Below are 15,498 nucleotides of genomic sequence, written 5' to 3' on the forward strand. Positions count from 1 at the left end.
GTGTAGAAAGCTTCGCGGCCTGCCGAATCGCGCACGGTCGCCCGCAAGCGCGTATGACTGGCCCGAATCTCGCATGCCACAATGAATTCCGACCACAGGGGCAGGCATGGGCAGCAGCATCGACAGCACTGACAACACCGACAACGCCGACGGAATCAAGGGCGAATGGTGGCGCGGCGCGGTGATCTACCAGATCTACCCGCGCAGCTTCATGGACAGCAACGGCGACGGCATCGGCGACCTGCCGGGCATCACCGCCCGGCTCGACCACGTGGCCAGCCTCGGGGTCGATGCGGTCTGGGTCTCGCCCTTCTTCCGCTCGCCGATGAAGGACTTCGGCTACGACGTCTCGGACTACCGCGCGGTCGATCCACTCTTCGGCACGCTCGCCGACTTCGACGCGATGCTCGCGCGCATGCATGCGCTGGACCTGAAGCTCATCATCGACCAGGTGCTCTCGCACACCTCCGACCAGCACGCGTGGTTCGCCGAAAGCCGCAGCTCCCGCGACAACCCCAAGGCCGACTGGTACGTCTGGGCCGACCCCAGGCCCGACGGCACGCCGCCCACCAACTGGCTCTCGGTCTTCGGCGGCTCGGCCTGGCAGTGGGATTCGCGCCGCAGGCAGTACTACCTGCACAGCTTTCTCGCCGAGCAGCCCGACCTCAACTTCCACTGCGCCGCCGTGCAGGACGCCCTGCTCGGCGAGGTGCGTTTCTGGTGCGAGCGCGGCGTGGACGGCTTTCGCTTCGACGCCTGCAACCACCAGTTCCACGACGCGCTGCTGCGCGACAACCCGCCGGCCTCGCTCGCGTCGATCGACGAGGTCAGCACGGTGCGCGCCGACAACCCCTATGCGATGCAGCAGCACCTGTACGACAAGAGCCAGCAGGAGAACCTCGTGTTCCTGGAGCGCCTGCGCCAGCTGCTCGACGGCTACGGCGCAGTCGCGCTGGGCGAGGTCGGCGACGAGAACGCGCCGCCCGTCATGGCGCAGTACACCGAGCTCGGCAAGCGCCTGCACCTGGCCTACAGCTTCAGCCTGCTGACGGCCGAGCACAGCGCCAGGCACCTGCGCCACCAGGTCGAGACGCTCGACCTCGCGCTCGCGCCCACGGGCGGCTGGGGCTGCTGGGCGGTGTCGAACCACGACGTGCCGCGCGTGGCCACGCGCTGGAGCGACGGCCGCGCGCCCGACACGCGGCGCGACCGGCTCTGGCTCGCCCTGCTGCTCACGCTGCGCGGCAGCGCCAGCATCTACCAGGGCGAAGAGCTCGGCCTGCCCGAAGCCGAGGTGCCCTTCGAACTGCTGCAGGACCCCTACGGCCGCGCCTTCTGGCCCGAGTTCAAGGGCCGCGACGGCTGCCGCACGCCGATCCCGTGGCAGGCCGATGCGCCGCAGGGCGGCTTCACCACCGGCACGCCATGGCTGCCGGTGTATGGCGCGCACCTGCCGCTGGCCATCGACAACCAGGCCGACGATCCGCACTCGATGCTGGCCTTCAGCCGTGCGCTGCTGCGCTGGCGGCGCACGCAGCCGCTGCTGCGCACCGGCGGCATCGTGTTCCTCGATGCGCCCGAGCCCGTGCTGTGGTTCGAGCGGCACGACGGAAAGCGATCGCTGCAGGCCGTCTTCAACATGGGGAGCGAGCCCGTTGCGATCCCGTTGCGCGAAGCGCTGTTGCCGCTGCCGGGCCATCCGCTGGCCGGCGCCGCCACCGTGCAGGGCGATGGCGATAAGCGCATGCTGGCCCTGGCGCCCTACGGCGTCTTTTTCGGAACACCCGCCGACGACGAAGGACAAAGCTGATCACCATGCCGCCGAACTCCCTGCCCGCCTCCGAAGTCCACGCGCTGATGCGCGCCGAACACGGCGATCCGTTCGCCGTGCTCGGGCCGCACGAAACGCGCGAGGGGCTGGAAGTGCGCGCGCTGATGCCCGGCGCACAGGGCGTGGCGGTGATGCATTCGCGCACCGGCTGGCCGCTGGCGATGCTCACGCGGCAGGAGGGCTCCGACCTGTTCAGCGGCCTGGTGCCGGCCGCGGAAGCGCGCCTGGGCTATTCGTTCCAGGTCGAGTGGGGCTCGCACACTTCGCGGCTGGAAGACCCGTACCGTTTTCCGTTCGTGCTCGGCGAGACCGACGTGTGGCTGCTGGCCGAAGGCACGCACCTGCGGCCCTGGGAGCAACTGGGCGCGCACCTGCGCGAGATCGACGGCGTCAAGGGCGTGGCCTTTGCGGTCTGGGCGCCGAATGCGCGGCGCGTGTCGGTGGTCGGCGACTTCAACAACTGGGACGGCCGGCGCCACATGATGCGGCTGCGCCGCGAATGCGGCGTGTGGGAAATCTTCGCGCCGCACGTGGCCACCGGCGACAGCTACGAGTTCGAGATTCTTTCGGCACAGGGCGAGGTGTTGCGCAAGGCCGACCCGTTCGCGTTCTCCTCGCGGCTGCGGCCCGAGACGGCCTGCGTGGTGGCGCCGCTGCCGGCCGCGGTGAAGCTGCCCGAGGGCCGCGCCGAGGCCAACGAGCGCCATGCGCCCATCAGCATCTACGAAGTGCACCTGGGCTCGTGGCGCCGCAAGAACAACGGCCACGAGTGGCTCGACTACCGCGAACTGGCCGACACGCTCGTGCCGTATGCGCGCGACATGGGCTTCACGCACATCGAGCTGCTGCCGATCAGCGAGCACCCGTTCGACGGCTCGTGGGGTTACCAGCCGATCGGCCTCTACGCACCGACCTCGCGCTTCGGAACGCCCGGCGACTTCCGCCATTTCGTGGAGGCCGCGCATGCGGCGGGCCTCGGGGTGATCCTGGACTGGGTGCCCGCGCACTTTCCGACCGATGCGCACGGCCTTGGAAATTTCGACGGAACGGCGCTGTACGAGTACGCCGATCCGCGCGAGGGCTTTCACAACGATTGGCAGACGCTGATCTTCAACTTCGCGCGCACGGAGGTGCGCAACTACCTCGTGGGCAATGCGCTGTACTGGCTGGAGCGCTATGGCGTCGATGGCCTGCGCGTGGACGCGGTGGCGTCGATGCTGTACCGCGACTACAGCCGCAAGGCCGGCGAGTGGGTGCCGAATGCGCAGGGCGGACGCGAGAACCTGGAGGCCATCGACTTCCTTCGCCGCATGAACCGCGTGGTGGGCATCGAGCGACCCGGCGCGGTGACGCTGGCCGAGGAATCGACGAGCTTTCCCGGCGTGACGCGGCCACCCGAGCACGGCGGCCTGGGCTTTCACTACAAGTGGAACATGGGCTGGATGAACGACACGCTCGCCTACGCGGGCACCGACCCGGTCTATCGCAAGCACCAACACCAGCAGATCACCTTCGGGCTGATGTACGCGCACACCGAGAACTTCGTGCTGCCGCTCTCGCACGACGAGGTGGTGCACGGCAAGGGCTCGATGATCGGGCGCATGCCGGGCGACGAGTGGCAGAAGTTCGCGGGCTTGCGCAACCTGTACGGCTACCTCTGGGGGTATCCGGGGAAGAAGCTGCTGTTCATGGGGGGCGAGTTCGCGCAGGTGGCCGAGTGGAATGCGGACCGCAGCCTGGACTGGCACCTGCTGGAACATGCGCCGCACCAGGGCATGCGGCGGCTGGTGCGCGATTTGAACAATGTGTACCGGCACTTTCCGGCGTTGCATGAGCTGGACAACGATGCGGGCGGGTTCGAGTGGATCGTGCATGACGATGCGGACCAGTCGGTGTTTGCCTTTGTGCGCAGGGCGCGGGATGGGGCGTTCGTTGTCGTCGTGTGCAACTTCACGCCGCTGCCTCGGCATTCGTACCGGCTGGGCGTGCCGGTTGCGGGGGCTTACCGCGAGATCATCAATACGGATGGTGCCGTGTATGGCGGGAGTGGTGTGGGGAACGGGATCGTCGAAAGCTCGCCTGTCTCCTGGCATGGGAAGGCGGACTCGGTTGTTGTCAGCGTGCCGCCACTGGCTACCGTGATGTGGGTGGTTGTTTGATGGGGCTTGAATCGTTTTGCTTTCCGAGGCCGGGTCTCGCCCCGGCGGGCGACTCACTTTCTTTTGCTTCGCCAAAAGAAAGTAAGCAAAGAAAAGGCGACCCTGCTGTCTGCGACCCTTCGCTTCGCTGCGGGCAACCTGCGGTGCTCGCGTTTCGCGGGGTCTCGCCCAAACTCGCTTCGCTCAAACAAGGGCGAGCCCTGATCCGCGAAACGCTCCGCTCCTCGGCGCATACAGAAGGGCTTTCGGGCGCGCCATCGCTGCGCTCGGCGTTCAAGACATCACGGGCCATCGCTTTGCTCGGCCTCGGTGCATCCAACAAATCACAACCCGAACTGCCGATGCATGGCGGACACGCTGCGCGTGTCCGCCCTTCGTGCCGAGCGGAGCAATGGCCCGTTGGTTGCCCCCTCCCCTCTGGCTGCGCCGAGGAGCGCAGCGTTTCGCGGATCAGGGCTCGCCGCTGTCTGAGCGAAGCGAGTTCGGCGAGACCCCGCGAAACGCGAGCACCGCAGGTTGCCCGTAGCGCAGCGAAGGGTCGCAGACAGTGGGGTCGCCTTTCTTTTGCCTACCTTTCTTTGGCGAAGCAAAGAAAAGTAGGTCGCCTGCCGGGGCGAGACCCGGCCTCGGGAAAAAAACCAATTCAAGGGCAACAAGAATGCTGAGCCCAGGCACGCCATTCCCCTTGGGCACAACCCCATCAAAAGAAGGCATCAACTTCGCCATCGCAGCCCCCACGGCCGAGTCCGTAGAACTCTGCCTTTTCGACAACACAGGGCAGAACGAACAGCAACGCCTGCAGCTACCTGCGTGCACCGATGGCGTCTGGCACGGCCTGCTGCCAAGCGGGCGCGAAGGCTTGGTCTACGGTTATCGGGTGCACGGCCCGTGGGCGCCGTGTGAAGGCCAGCGCTTCAATCCCGCAAAGCTGCTGCTCGATCCGTATGCGCGAGAGATCGTCGGGCGGTACGACGGCGGCGACCTGTTCCTAGGCCACGATCCGGCAAATCCCGATCGGCCCGACGGGCGCGACAACGGCGCGGTCGCGCTCAAGGCGCGCGTGACGGCGAACGCGAATGCCGCCGCATCGCCAGGCCACGTCCGCATCGCACCGGGCGACCGCGTGCTCTACGAACTGCACGTCCGCGGCCAGACCCACCTGCACCCCGGCGTCCCCGCCGCGCTGCGCGGCACCTACGCCGGCCTCGCCGAGCCCGCCGTGCTCGACCACCTGCAGCGCCTGGGCGTCACCACGCTGAGCCTCATGCCCGTGCAGCACCGCGCCGACGAACAGCGCCTGCTCGCCAGGGGCCTCACGAACTACTGGGGCTACAACACCATCGGCTGGTTCGCGCCCGAGGCGCGCTACTGGAGCGGCCGCCCCGGCACCACGCCCGCGAGCGAGTTCCGCGCGATGGCCGACGCGGTGCATGCGCGCGGCATGGAACTGGTGATCGACGTGGTCTACAACCACAGCGCCGAGAGCGACGAGGACGGCCCGACGCTCTCGATGCGCGGCATCGACAACGCCCTGTACTACCACCTGCGCGAAGACGACCGCGCGCTCTACGAGAACTGGACCGGCACCGGCAACTGCCTGAACCTCGGCGAGCCGCGCGTGCTGCAGCTGGTGATGGACAGCCTGCGCTTCTGGGCTTGCGAGATGGGCGTCGACGGCTTCCGCTTCGACCTCGCGCCGGTGCTCGGGCGCGATGCGAAGACGGGGTTCGACCCGCGCGCGCCCTTCTTCGCGGCCATCGCGCAGGACCCGGTGCTCTCGCGCACGCTCTTGATCGCCGAGCCGTGGGACATCGGCCCCGGCGGCTACCGCCTCGGTGAATTCCCGCCCGGCTGGCTCGAATGGAACGACCGCTACCGCGACACGCAGCGCGGTTTCTGGCTGCGGCAAGGGCGCGATGGCGCTGCGGGCCTGGGCGATTTCGCGCACCGCTTCACGGCCTCCAGCACGCAGTTCGCCCACCACGGCCGCGCGCCGGTGGCGAGCGTCAACTTCATCACCGCGCACGACGGCTTCACGCTGCGCGACCTCGTGAGCTACGAAGAGCGCCACAACCTCGCCAACGGCGAGAACAACCGCGACGGCCATGCCCACAACCTGAGCAACAACTGCGGCGCCGAAGGCCCGAGCGACGACGCGGCCGTGCTGGCGAAACGCAGCCGCCTGCAGCGCGCGCTGCTCGCGGTGCTGCTGCTCTCGCAGGGCACGCCGATGCTGCTGGCGGGCGACGAACTGGGCCACAGCCAGCAGGGCAACAACAACGCCTACTGCCAGGACAACGAGACCACCTGGCTCGCATGGATCGGCGCCTCCGACCCCACAAGCGACATGGCGCGCACGAGCGATTTCGTCGCGCGGCTCACGGCGTTGCGCCGCGAAGCGCCCGTGCTGCGCAGCACGCGCTGGTGGCCGGCCGATCCGTCCGGGGGTGCACCGTCCGTCCGCTGGCTGCGCCCCGACGGCCAGCCGATGACGCCGGACGACTGGCACGCGGGCACGGCCCTTGCGATCCACTTCTGCGAAGGCGCGGATGCATCGTCATGGCTCGTGCTGGTGAATTCGGGCGCGGAGACGGTGAATTTCGCGCTGCCCCCGGGCGCCTGGCGCAGTTGTCTCTCGACCGATCCCGCGCAGGACCACGGCGCCTCGCCACAGGCGCTCGGGTATGCGGCAGAAGTGCCTTTTTCGAGCATCCGGGTTGCAAGAACGTAGGAGCCACGCGCACGGCGCGGTGCTAGTCTCGATGCAGAAACTCTGACGGCGCATTCCAACAAACGAACGGAGACACAGGATGGACAACCAACCCGGCACGCCCGCCTCACCGGCACCCCTGCAGGCCCCTCTTCAGGCGCCTTTGCAAGCCCATCAACTGGTACGCCGCACCATCGCGCTGGTGCTGGCCGGCGGCCGGGGCTCACGCTTGAAGCAACTGACCGACCGGCGGGCCAAGCCGGCGGTGTACTTCGGCGGCAAGTTCCGCATCATCGATTTCGCGCTCTCCAATTGCCTCAATTCCGGCATCCGGCGCATGGCGGTGGTCACGCAGTACAAGTCGCATTCGCTCATGCGCCACCTGCAGCGCGGCTGGAGCTTCCTGCGCGCAGAGCTCAACGAGATGGTCGACGTGCTGCCCGCGCAGCAGCGCGTGGGCGACGAGCACTGGTACCGCGGCACGGCCGATGCGGTGTTCCAGAACCTGGACATCATCCAGACCCGCTCCACGCCGCACGACTACGTGGTGGTGCTGGCCGGCGACCACATCTACAAGATGGACTACTCGATCATGGTGAAGGACCATGCCGAGCGAGGCCTGGGCTGCACGGTCGGCTGCATCGAGGTGCCGCGCATGGAAGCCACCGCCTTCGGCGTGATGGCCATCGACGACGGGCGGCAGATCACCGCCTTTCTCGAGAAGCCCGCCGACCCGCCCGCCATGCCCGGCAACCCCGACGTGGCGCTGGCCAGCATGGGCATCTACGTGTTCGACTCCGCCTACCTCTACCAGCTGCTGGAGGAAGACAACGCCAACCCCGATTCGAGCCACGACTTCGGCAAGGACATCATTCCGCGCGCCGTGGCGCAGGGCCGGGCGCTGGCGCATCCCTTCGGCATGTCGTGCGTCACGCGGGCCTCGCGCGGGCCCGACGCCAAGGCCTACTGGCGCGACGTGGGCACGATTGATGCATTCTGGGCAGCCAACCTCGACCTGGCCTCGATCACCCCGGAGCTCGACATCTATGACACGGACTGGCCCATCTGGACCTACCAGCGGCAACTGCCCCCGGCCAAGTTCGTGCTCGACCGCCATGGGCAACACGGCATGACGGTCAACACCATCGTCTCGGGCGGCTGCATCGTCTCGGGCTCCAAGGTGAGCAGCTCGGTGCTGTTCTCGGGCGTGCGCATCCACTCCTTCTGCGAGATCAACGAGGCCGTGCTGCTGCCCGACGTGGAAGTGGGCCGCGGCGCCCGGCTCAACCGGGTGGTGATCGACCGCGCCTGCGTCATTCCCGACGAAATGGTGATCGGCGAAGATCCGGTCGCCGACGCCGCGCGCTTCGAGCGCACCGAGAATGGCGTGGTGCTGGTCACGCGCGAAATGCTGAAAAGGCTGGCCGCCTGAGGCCGCACCCCCCCACGATGCGAATCCTCCAGGTCAGCGCCGAACTCTTTCCCCTCCTGAAGACCGGCGGACTGGCGGACATCGCCGGCGCCCTGCCCCTGGCGCTCATGGCCGCGGGGCAGGACGCGCGCGTGCTGCTGCCGGGCTTTCCGGCCATCGTGGCCGGCGTGCGCGACCTGGCGCCGGTGGCCGATTTCAATGCGCCCTGGGGCGAGCGCTTCAGTCTCCGCGCAGGGCACATCGCCACCGAGGGTGCGCCGTCGATCCGCGCCTACGTGATCGACGCGCCGGCGCTGTACGACCGGCCCGGCAATCCTTATGAAGACACCGCGCGCCAGCCCTACGCCGACAACCACCGGCGCTTCGCGCTGCTCGGCTGGGCCGCGGCGCAGCTGGCGCAAGGGCTCGACCCGGCGTGGCGGCCCGAGGTCGTGCATGCGCACGACTGGCATGCGGCGCTGGCACCCGCTTACATCGCCTTTGCGCGCGAGGCTGGAGGGCCGCGCGTGGGCAGCGTGTTCACGGTGCACAACCTGGCCTACCAGGGCATCTTCGCGCCGTGGAATTTCACCGACCTGGGCTTGCCGGGTCCCGCCTTCCACATGAACGGGCTCGAGTACCACGGGCAGGTCTCGTTCATGAAGGCCGGCCTGTATTTCGCCGACCGGCTCACCACCGTGAGCCCGACCTACGCGCTGGAGATCCAGACGCCCGAGCAGGGCTGCGGCCTCGATGGCCTGCTGCGCCAGCGCAGCGGCGCGCTCACCGGCATCCTGAACGCGGTGGACGACAAGGTCTGGAACCCGGCCTCCGACGCCGCGCTGGTGCAGGGCTATCACACGCCCGAAGGCCGCCACATGGCGGGCAAGGCGCGCTGCAAGGCGGTGCTGCAGCACCAGCTGGGCTTGGCGGAGCGGCCCGATGCGCCGCTCTTCGTCCTGGTGAGCCGGCTCACCGAGCAGAAGGGCCTGCACCTCGTGCTCGGCAGCATCGACGCGCTGCTCGCCCAGGGCGGCCAGCTCGCGCTGCTGGGCAGCGGCGAGGCGTGGCTCGAAGAGGCCTTTCGCCAGCGCGCGGCGGCGGCGCCCGAATCGGTCAGCGTCACCATCGGCTACAACGAGACGCTCGCGCACCAGCTCTTCGGCGGCGGCGACGTGACGCTGGTGCCCTCGCTCTTCGAGCCCTGCGGCCTCACGCAGATGTATGGCCTCAAATACGGCTGCCTGCCGCTGGTGCGCAGCGTGGGCGGCCTCGCCGACACGGTGGTCGACAGCACGCTGGAAGACCTGGCCAGCGGCGAGGCCACCGGCTTCGTGTTCGACCGCTTCGACGCCCACGACTACGAACGCGCGCTGCGCCGCGCCTTCGCCCTCTACCAGCGCGCGCCCGACTGGCGGCGCGTGCGCGGCAACGCCATGCGGCGGCCGGCCGACTGGGCCACCGCGGCCGCGCAGTACATCGACGTCTACCAACAAGCATCGGCCCCCGCCTGACCCACGCACGGCCGACACCACACCACTCACCCGAGAGCGCCACAACCATGACGATCAAAGACTTCGCCTACGACCACCCCGACCGCGACGTCGCGGCCTTCAAGCGCGCCGTGGCCAACAAGCTGATCTACGCGGTCGGCAAGGACCCGGTCGCCGCCAGCCAGGACGACTGGCTCAACGCCACCTCGCAGGCCGTGCGCGACCAGCTGGTCGAGCGCTGGATGATGACCACGCGCGCCAACTACGCGCAGGACCTGAAGCGCGTCTACTACCTCTCGATGGAGTTCCTCATCGGGCGCACCTTCACCAACGCGCTGCTCGCGGTGGACCTGTACGACACGGTGCGCGAAGCCCTGGCCGACTTCGGTGTGGACATGGCGGCGCTCGCAGAGCGCGAGCCCGATGCGGCACTCGGCAACGGCGGCCTCGGGCGGCTCGCGGCCTGCTTCCTCGATTCGATGGCCACGCTCGGCGTGCCGGGCATGGGCTACGGCATCCGCTACGAGTACGGCATGTTCCGCCAGCGCATCGTCGACGGCCAGCAGGTGGAAACGCCCGACTACTGGCTCACGCGCGGCAACCCGTGGGAGTTCCAGCGGCCCGAGGTGAACTACCGCGTGCGCTTCGGCGGCCGCGTGCAAAAGCGCGAGGGCCTGAATGCACCCTACGGCGCGGCCGACTGGGTCGACACGCACGACGTGCTGGCCGTGGCCTACGACACCATCATTCCCGGCTACGGCACGCAGGCCACCAACACGCTCAGGCTCTGGTCGGCGCGCGCCACGGAGGAGATAGACCTCTCGGCCTTCAACCGCGGCAACTACATGGGCGCGGTGGAAAGCAAGAACCAGTCGGAGAACGTCTCGCGCGTGCTCTACCCCGACGACTCCACGCCCTCGGGCCGCGAGTTGCGGCTGCATCAGGAGTATTTTTTCTGCAGCGCGAGCGTGCAGGATTTGCTGCGCCGGTACCTGCGCAGCCACAAGACCTTCGACCAACTCTCCGAGAAGGTCAGCATCCACCTGAACGACACGCACCCGGTGCTCGCGGTGCCCGAGCTCATGCGCCTTCTGCTCGACGAGCACGGCCTTGCGTGGGACGAGGCCTGGGCGCACACGCAGAAGGTGTTCAGCTACACCAACCACACGCTGATGCACGAGGCGCTGGAGACCTGGCCGGTGGAGATGCTGGGGCGCATATTGCCGCGGCACCTGCAGATCATCTACGACATGAACGCGAAGTTCCTGGCCACCGTGACGCAGAAGGTGGGCAACGACGTGGAGCTGATGCGCCGGCTTTCGCTGGTGGACGAATCGGGCGAGCGGCGCGTGCGCATGGCGTACGTGGCGGTGCTCGCGAGCCACTCGATCAACGGCGTCTCGGGGCTGCATTCGGAGCTGATGAAGCAGTCGATCTTCGCGGACTTCGACAAGATCTTTCCCGAGCGCTTCAACAACAAGACCAACGGCGTCACGCCGCGCCGCTGGCTCGCGCAGGCCAACCCGCCGCTGGCCGGGCTGCTGGACCAGCGCATCGGCAAGGGCTGGCGGCGCGACCTGTCGCAGCTGGAGGCGCTGAAACCAATGACCGCGCAACCCGCCTTCGTGCGCGCGTTCCGCCACGCCAAGCGCGAGAACAAGCTGCGGCTGGCCAACTGGGTCGGCGAGCACCTGAAGATCGACCTGGACACCGACGCGATGTTCGACGTGCAGGTCAAGCGCATCCACGAATACAAGCGGCAACTGCTCAACGTGCTGCACGTGGTGGCGCGCTACCACCGCATCCTGGACGCGCAGGCCGCCGGTACGCCCATCGACATCGTGCCGCGCGTGGTGGTGTTCGCGGGCAAGGCGGCGTCGGCCTACGTGATGGCCAAGCTGGTGATCCGGCTCATCAACGATGTGGCCAGCACCATCAACGCCGATGCGCGCGTGGGCAAGCTGCTGAAGGTGGTGTTTTTGCCGAACTACAGCGTGAGCCTGGCGGAAATCATCATGCCGGCAGCGGACCTCTCGGAGCAGATTTCCACCGCGGGCACCGAGGCCTCGGGCACCGGCAACATGAAGTTTGCGCTGAACGGCGCGCTCACCATCGGCACGCTGGACGGCGCCAACGTGGAGATGCGCGAGAACGTGGGGCCGGAGAACATCTTCATCTTCGGCAACACGACGCCGGAGGTGGCGGACATTCGCGCCCGTGGCTACCAGCCGCGCGAGATCTACGAGGAGAACGCGGAATTGAAGCGCGTGCTCGACGCGATCCGCGACGGCGCGTTCTCGCCCGGGGAGCCCTCGCGCTTCCAGGGCATCTACGACGCGCTGGTGAACTGGGGCGACCACTACCTGCTGCTGGCGGACTACGCGAGCTATGTCGCCAAGCAAGCCGAGGTGGATGCGCTGTACCGCGATTCGGACGCGTGGACCCGGATGGCGATTCTCAATGTGGCGGGGATGGGGGCGTTTTCGTCGGACCGGACGATCGCGCAGTACGCGCACGAGATCTGGAACACGAAGCCCGTGGTCCTCGGCTGAGTCTTCGGTATTTCTCCCTCCCCTTCCGGGGGAGGGCCGGGGTGGGGGCACGCGGCGGCTGATGAAGCCTTGCGCTGAACGAACGCCGCTTGCCCCCATCCCAACCTTCCCCCAAAGGGGGAAGGAGCAAGACAAGTTCAGCGCGGCTTTTCGGGGGCCGCTTCAGCCTCTGTCACGAAGCCGATGCGGCTCAGCCCCGCCTTGTTCGCGATGCCCATGAGCGCCACCACCTTGCCGTAGGGCACGGTCTGGTCGGCGCGCAGCTGCACTTCGGTGTCCTTGCTGTCCGCGGCGGCCTTTTCGAGTTGGGCGGCCAGCTCTTCGTCGGTCACGGGCTTGTCGTTCAGGAAGACCTTGCCCGATGCATCGACCGAGAGGCTCACGAACTTGGGCGTGTCGTTGGGCTGGCCCGCATCGGTCTGCGGCAGGTCGAGCTTGATCGAGCTGGCCATCAGCGGCGCCGTGATGATGAAGATCACCAGCAGCACCAGCATCACGTCGACCAGCGGGGTGACGTTGATGTCCGAGAGCGGTCGCTGCCCGCCGGCACCCGTGGCGCGCCCGCCGCCTGCCGCGCTGCTGCCGAGCGAAGTGCGTCCGAAGGCCATGGTGCGTGCGCTCCCCGGTCAGACGGGCATCGGCCGCGCCGGCGGCGGCGCGGCGGGTGCCGGTGCGTCGCCGAAGCTGCCGAGCAGGTCGTGCGCGAAGCCTTCGAGCTCGGCCTCGATGCGGCCGATGACGCGGCCGAAGACGTTGTAGGCCAGCACGGCCGGAATCGCGACCGCGAGGCCGAATGCCGTCATGACGAGCGCCTCGCCGACGGGGCCGGCCACCTTGTCGATGGTGAAGCCGCCGGTCTGGCCCGCGATACCCGTGAGCGCACCATAGATGCCCCAGACCGTGCCCAAAAGGCCGACGAAGGGCGCAGTGGCGCCGACCGTCGCGAGAAGAATTTGCCCGGCCTGCAGGCGCCGCAGCGCGCCGTGCAAGGCATCGCGCAGCGCGCGCGTCAGGCGCTGGTTGCGGTCGCCCGTCGCACCGAGCGTGCCATTGACGTTGGCGGCCGCCGCGTTCTTGAGGGCAATGACCGCCGGCAGCACCAGCGTGGCCCGGTCGAAGGCCTTGAGCTTCTGCTCGGCATCGGCCAGCGTGGCCGACTGCCAGAACGCCGCGATGCCACGCAGCACGTCGCGTGTGCCGCCGCGCAAGAGCCACGCCTTCCAGAGGATCACCACCCAGCTGGCGATCGACATCGCCAGCAGCAGCGCCGCCACCGAACGGCTGACGCCGTCGCCCTGGGTCAGCAGTTGGAGCACGCTCATCGGCAGTCCTTAGCGCAGGCCGAGCACGTCGTACATGTCGAAGAGGCCGGACTTTTGACCGGCCAGGAAGCGCACCGCGCGCAGGGCGCCCTGTGCGTAGGTCACGCGGCTGGACGACTTGTGCGTGATCTCGATGCGCTCGCCGATGCCGGCGAAGAGCACCGTGTGGTCGCCCACGATGTCGCCGCCCCGGATGGCCGAGAAGCCGATGGTCGAGGGGTCGCGCTCGCCGGTGATGCCCTCGCGGGCATAGACGGCGCAGTCCTTCAGGTCGCGGCCGAGCGCATCGGCGATCACTTCGCCCATCTTGAGCGCGGTGCCCGAGGGCGCATCGACCTTGTGGCGGTGGTGGGCCTCGATGATCTCGATGTCGTAGCCGGTCGACATCGCCTTGGCGGCCATCTCGAGCAGCTTGAAGGTGACGTTGACGCCCACGCTCATGTTGGGGGCCAGCATGATCGCGACGTCCTTGGCGATCTCGGCGATCTCGGCCTTCTGCGCATCGCTGAAGCCGGTGGTGCCGATGACCGCCTGCACGCCGAGCTCGCGGCAGATCGCCAAGTGCGCGAGCGTGCCTTCGGGGCGGGTGAAGTCGATGACCACCTGCGCGTCCGCAAGGCCCGTGCGCAGGTCCGCCACGATGGGCACGCCGCTCGTGAAGCCCAGGAAGGCCGCGGCGTCGGCGCCGATGGCCTCGCTGCCGGCGATGTCCAGGGCGCCGGCCAGGCGGCAGTCGGGGGCGTTGCGCACGGCCTCGATCAGCATGTGGCCCATGCGGCCCGAGGCGCCGGCGATGGCGATGCGGCGCAGCGCGGGGGTGGCGGAAAGAGAGGAAGAGGTAGGTTCGGTCACGCGGATTCAGTCTTCAAGGTGGCCCGCAGGCCACTGGGAACCAAGAAGGGCACCGGACGGACGCCGCCTGACTCGGCGGGCGCCGCCCGCTCCTGCTGCGCTCAGCGCGCGGCTTCGAGCGGGGGGTAGGCGGCCGGCAGCGGCGGCACGGCGGCCGATGCTGCGGCGTCGGCTTTCTCGTCCTTGGCCGGCGCGAATTTCTTGAGCTCGTCTTCGCTGGCCTCCAGCGGGGGCACCTTGCCGGATTTCTTGCGGGTATCGAGCGTGGCGACGAATTCTTCTTCGCTGGGCATCTCGCCGCCTTCGAAGCGGTCCAGCAGCTCGCCGTTGAAGAACACCGTCAGGCGCCGTTCCTGGGGCTCGACGCCCTGGCGGCGGATGGTGAACACGTAGTCCCAGCGGTTGGCGTGGAACACGTCGCTCAGCAGCGAAGTGCCGAGGATTTCACGCACCTGCTGGCGGGACATGCCGGGCTTGAGCGCCGCGACCTGTTCCTTCGACACGAAATTGCCCTGGACCACTTCGACCTTGTAGGGCGTGATCGCGGACAGCGCGCCCCGCGTGCGATCGCTGAAACCGCTGCAGGCACCGAGGCAGAGCGTCGCGGCGACGGCAGCAGCCAGCAGCCAGGGACGGCGTTGGAGAATGGCAGGCATGGGAGGAAAAGGGGGTAGCGATATGATCGGCCATTGTAGCGGCTGACCTTTTCAGGACCTGACCGCAGCACAGGGCGCAGGAACCATCAATGGCCAATATCGACGAACTCAAGAATACCGGCCTCAAGGCCACCTTGCCACGCCTGAAGATTCTGGAAATCTTCCAGACCGGCAGCCAGCGGCACATGACGGCCGAAGACGTGTTTCGCGTGCTGCTCAACGAGCATTCCGACATCGGCCTGGCCACCGTCTACCGCGTGCTCACGCAGTTCGAGCAGGCCGGCATCCTGGAGCGCAGCCATTTCGAGAGCGGCAAGGCCGTCTACGAGCTCAACGAAGGCACCCACCACGACCACCTGATCTGCACCTCGTGCGGCAAGGTCGAGGAGTTCTACGACGCCGAGATCGAGCGCCGCCAGCAGATGATTTCCAAGGACAAGGGCTGGATCCTGCAGGACCACGCCATGTCGCTCTATGGCCTTTGCGGCGACTGCGTAGCGAAGCGCTGAACG

Annotated in this window: 11 protein-coding genes; 7 read left to right on the top strand and 4 right to left on the bottom strand. The window is 68.1% G+C overall.

Annotation, left to right across the window (positions count from 1 at the left end):
- Positions 1 to 106: 106 nt before the first annotated feature.
- The 6 genes from ACZYRS_RS30800 (at position 107) to ACZYRS_RS30825 (ending at position 12,156) form a co-directional block, all read left to right on the top strand.
- Positions 107 to 1,810, top strand: a complete 1,704-nt coding sequence (locus ACZYRS_RS30800; protein ID WP_463422242.1) for an alpha-amylase family glycosyl hydrolase — start codon at positions 107 to 109, stop codon at positions 1,808 to 1,810.
- Positions 1,811 to 1,815: 5 nt separating this feature from the next.
- Complete coding sequence (glgB, locus tag ACZYRS_RS30805; RefSeq protein ID WP_463422243.1) at positions 1,816 to 3,990, top strand: 1,4-alpha-glucan branching protein GlgB; 2,175 nt, start codon at positions 1,816 to 1,818, stop codon at positions 3,988 to 3,990.
- A gap of 658 nt (positions 3,991 to 4,648) precedes the next feature.
- Positions 4,649 to 6,721, top strand: coding sequence for a glycogen debranching protein GlgX (glgX, locus tag ACZYRS_RS30810; RefSeq protein WP_463422244.1), 2,073 nt, complete (start codon positions 4,649 to 4,651; stop codon positions 6,719 to 6,721).
- 79 nt (positions 6,722 to 6,800) lie between these two features.
- The gene (gene glgC / locus ACZYRS_RS30815) at positions 6,801 to 8,132 is read left to right on the top strand and encodes a glucose-1-phosphate adenylyltransferase (RefSeq protein ID WP_463422245.1); all 1,332 of its coding nucleotides are present in this window, start codon (positions 6,801 to 6,803) and stop codon (positions 8,130 to 8,132) included.
- 17 nt (positions 8,133 to 8,149) lie between these two features.
- Complete coding sequence (glgA, locus tag ACZYRS_RS30820) at positions 8,150 to 9,625, top strand: glycogen synthase GlgA (RefSeq protein WP_463422246.1); 1,476 nt, start codon at positions 8,150 to 8,152, stop codon at positions 9,623 to 9,625.
- A 47-nt stretch (positions 9,626 to 9,672) separates the two neighbouring features.
- Positions 9,673 to 12,156 carry a glycogen/starch/alpha-glucan phosphorylase gene (locus ACZYRS_RS30825; RefSeq protein ID WP_198787112.1) on the top strand — a complete coding sequence of 828 codons (2,484 nt, stop codon included), beginning with the start codon at positions 9,673 to 9,675 and terminating at the stop codon, positions 12,154 to 12,156.
- A gap of 137 nt (positions 12,157 to 12,293) precedes the next feature.
- On the opposite strand, the gene ACZYRS_RS30830 is transcribed toward ACZYRS_RS30825, so the two are convergent.
- The 4 genes from ACZYRS_RS30830 to ACZYRS_RS30845 all read right to left on the bottom strand — a co-directional run bounded on the left by ACZYRS_RS30830 (position 12,294) and on the right by ACZYRS_RS30845 (position 14,986).
- Positions 12,294 to 12,764 carry an ExbD/TolR family protein gene (locus ACZYRS_RS30830; protein ID WP_463422247.1) on the bottom strand — a complete coding sequence of 157 codons (471 nt, stop codon included), beginning with the start codon at positions 12,762 to 12,764 and terminating at the stop codon, positions 12,294 to 12,296.
- An 18-nt stretch (positions 12,765 to 12,782) separates the two neighbouring features.
- Positions 12,783 to 13,478 carry a MotA/TolQ/ExbB proton channel family protein gene (locus tag ACZYRS_RS30835; protein WP_463422248.1) on the bottom strand — a complete coding sequence of 232 codons (696 nt, stop codon included), beginning with the start codon at positions 13,476 to 13,478 and terminating at the stop codon, positions 12,783 to 12,785.
- 9 nt (positions 13,479 to 13,487) lie between these two features.
- Positions 13,488 to 14,288, bottom strand: a complete 801-nt coding sequence (gene dapB, locus ACZYRS_RS30840; RefSeq protein ID WP_463422562.1) for a 4-hydroxy-tetrahydrodipicolinate reductase — start codon at positions 14,286 to 14,288, stop codon at positions 13,488 to 13,490.
- Between the two features lie 143 nt (positions 14,289 to 14,431).
- Positions 14,432 to 14,986, bottom strand: a complete 555-nt coding sequence (locus ACZYRS_RS30845; RefSeq protein ID WP_463422249.1) for an outer membrane protein assembly factor BamE — start codon at positions 14,984 to 14,986, stop codon at positions 14,432 to 14,434.
- Between the two features lie 89 nt (positions 14,987 to 15,075).
- On the opposite strand from ACZYRS_RS30845, the gene fur reads away from it, so the two are divergent.
- A complete protein-coding gene (gene fur, locus ACZYRS_RS30850; RefSeq protein ID WP_042581320.1) occupies positions 15,076 to 15,495 on the top strand; it encodes a ferric iron uptake transcriptional regulator in 420 nt (139 codons plus the stop codon).
- Positions 15,496 to 15,498: the final 3 nt, after the last annotated feature.

The sequence above is a fragment of the Variovorax sp. AC194 genome, from assembly GCF_979257995.1.

Excerpts from the sequence above, each read along its gene's own strand:
- glgA (WP_463422246.1), top strand. The coding sequence starts at position 8,150 with ATGCGAATCCTCCAGGTCAGCGCCGAACTCTTTCCCCTCCTGAAGACC.
- ACZYRS_RS30835 (WP_463422248.1), bottom strand. The coding sequence starts at position 13,478 with ATGAGCGTGCTCCAACTGCTGACCCAGGGCGACGGCGTCAGCCGTTCG.
- glgX (WP_463422244.1), top strand. The coding sequence starts at position 4,649 with ATGCTGAGCCCAGGCACGCCATTCCCCTTGGGCACAACCCCATCAAAA.
- glgC (WP_463422245.1), top strand. The coding sequence starts at position 6,801 with ATGGACAACCAACCCGGCACGCCCGCCTCACCGGCACCCCTGCAGGCC.
- ACZYRS_RS30825 (WP_198787112.1), top strand. The coding sequence starts at position 9,673 with ATGACGATCAAAGACTTCGCCTACGACCACCCCGACCGCGACGTCGCG.
- fur (WP_042581320.1), top strand. The coding sequence starts at position 15,076 with ATGGCCAATATCGACGAACTCAAGAATACCGGCCTCAAGGCCACCTTG.
- ACZYRS_RS30800 (WP_463422242.1), top strand. The coding sequence starts at position 107 with ATGGGCAGCAGCATCGACAGCACTGACAACACCGACAACGCCGACGGA.
- ACZYRS_RS30830 (WP_463422247.1), bottom strand. The coding sequence starts at position 12,764 with ATGGCCTTCGGACGCACTTCGCTCGGCAGCAGCGCGGCAGGCGGCGGG.
- glgB (WP_463422243.1), top strand. The coding sequence starts at position 1,816 with ATGCCGCCGAACTCCCTGCCCGCCTCCGAAGTCCACGCGCTGATGCGC.
- ACZYRS_RS30845 (WP_463422249.1), bottom strand. The coding sequence starts at position 14,986 with ATGCCTGCCATTCTCCAACGCCGTCCCTGGCTGCTGGCTGCTGCCGTC.